Here is a 1,914-nt window from a genome sequence, read left to right as displayed (position 1 = left end):
CGCCGTCGCGCCGCCGCCACTGCTCCACTCCGCCGTAGACGGGTGCGCCGGCGCCGGTGGTCACACAGTATTCACCCGGTCGCGGGCCGCCGGGCAGATCCCGCTGGATCTGGAAGCAGGCGTCGGATTCGGAGTCCATGAAGACCAGCGCCTCACACCCCAGGTCGGTGTGCCGCTCGTACGAACCGACGATCGTCATGTCTGTGGACGTTACCGGTCCGGGCCCGGCCGCAGTAGCGCTGCGTTCTGCGGCGGTTGCGCCCCGAACTCCCGTCCGGCCCGAGCCGAGGTGAAACGGCGGCGGTTGCCGGAGCACGGATCGGTGAACTCGAGCACTGCCGCCACCAAGTGCAACGGCGAGGAGAAGTCGCCGTTTCCGGGCGCCGCCAGCGCCGCCGCATCCACCTCCGGATACAGCGGATCGCCGACGATCGGCAGCCCCAGACCGGCCATGTGCACGCGCAGCTGATGGGTGCGGCCGGTGTGCGGCACCAGCCGGTACTCACCGAGCCCGTCCGGGCGCACCCGCTCCAAGGTGATGTCGCTGACCGCGTTCGGCGGGCCGCTCACCACCTGCGACCGCAGATCCCCCGGCCCCTTCTCGATCCGGTTGCTCACCCGCAGCGTGGTGGTCAGCCGCTCGTCGGCCGGTGCCAGCGCCCGGTATTCCTTATGCGCCTCGCGGCGGGCGCAGATCTGGTGGTAGGCGGCACGCACGCCCGGACGCTGGGTCAGCAGCAGCACGCCGGCGGTGAGCCGGTCCAGCCTGTGCGCGGGAGCGAGTTGATCGTTGCCCAGCTCCCGGCGCAGCCGCACCAGTGCCGTCTGCGTGACATGCGTACCGCGCGGCATGGTCGCCAGAAAGTGCGGCTTGTCGACCACCACCAGGTCGGTGTCGCGGTAGAGGATGGGCAGACCGAACGGGACCGGCGGCTCCGGCTCGAGTTCCCGGTACAGGTACACCGGCACCGGCCGGCGCACCGGCGCGTCCAGCTCCACCGGCCGGCCGTCCGCGTCGACCACTGCGCCGCCGGCTGCCTGCCGCCGCACCTCGGCCGGGTCGACGCCGGCCATGACCGGTGCCGCGAGCAGCGCCTGCAGCACCGTCGGCAGCTCGGGCGACGGCCAGAGATCCGGGCGCAACACCACCCTGGTGGCGTCCACCCCGTCCCGCGCCGGCAACGGTTTGGTCCGGCGACGACCGCGGCGGCTCAGCGGATCAGGCTTCCAGACGGGTCTTCAGGTTGCCCAGCAGTACCGCCTGGATGCGGGCCAGGCCCTTGGGCGCGAAGGTCTTCTCGAAGAAGCCGCCGATCCCGCCGGCGCCCTTCCAGCTGGTGACCGTCTGCACCCGCGAGCCGGTGCCCGCAGCGGTCACGGTGTAGGTGGTGACCATCGACGAATTGCGGTCCGTCTCGGTGATGGTGCCGCCGGCGACGGTCACATCGGCGAGCACGTCACGCTGGCGCTTCTCGGTGGCCTGCAGGATCCAGTGCACCACCGTGCCGGCACCGGTGCCGCCGTCGTCGAGCCGGTAGTCCCGGTAGTTCTCCGGCAGGATCGCCGGACGCGGTCCGCCATGACGACCCGTTGGACTTCTGGGCAGACCTTCGGACTAGGCGACTCGGCGGCGCCAGCAGCGGCCTGGTTTGGCAACGGCCGCGCCCTGCCCCACCTGCGGTGGTCCCACCACAACGCGGGCCTAGAGACCGGCAGCGGGCTCGACGGCTGCCACGACGTCCGCGACGAGCGCCGTGGCCAGTACCGGCCGCAGCTGGGCCGGCTCCACGCCGCCGTCCGTCGGCCGCCGCGTCACCAGCTGCGCCTGCCGGCCGGCCACCTCGACCTGCGCGGCCACGCGGCCGGCCACGGCCACATGGACATGGCCCTTGAGCTCGGCCTCGGCGGCCAGGG

2 protein-coding genes and 2 pseudogenes are annotated in these 1,914 nt (G+C 72.5%); all 4 read right to left on the bottom strand.

The features are described from left to right. Nucleotides 1–199, bottom strand: a pseudogene (locus ACJMNC_RS05040) (hypothetical protein); the annotation flags it as partial. 11 nt (nt 200–210) lie between these two features. Beyond that, on the bottom strand, nt 211–1,164 hold the full coding sequence (locus tag ACJMNC_RS05035) for a pseudouridine synthase (protein ID WP_408946853.1): 954 nt from the start codon (nt 1,162–1,164) through the stop codon (nt 211–213). Nucleotides 1,165–1,219: 55 nt separating this feature from the next. Continuing rightward, a pseudogene (locus tag ACJMNC_RS05030) lies at nt 1,220–1,570 on the bottom strand (SRPBCC family protein); the annotation flags it as partial. Nucleotides 1,571–1,702: 132 nt separating this feature from the next. Beyond that, nucleotides 1,703–1,914 (bottom strand): hypothetical protein (locus ACJMNC_RS05025; RefSeq protein ID WP_408946852.1); only part of this gene is annotated, 212 nt, incomplete at its 5' end.

The sequence above is a fragment of the Gordonia sp. VNK21 genome, assembly GCF_046098115.1.
Lineage (GTDB): Bacteria > Actinomycetota > Actinomycetes > Mycobacteriales > Mycobacteriaceae > Gordonia.
Note: the sequence above shows the minus strand (reverse complement) of the source record. Positions and strands in the feature narration are given on the sequence as shown.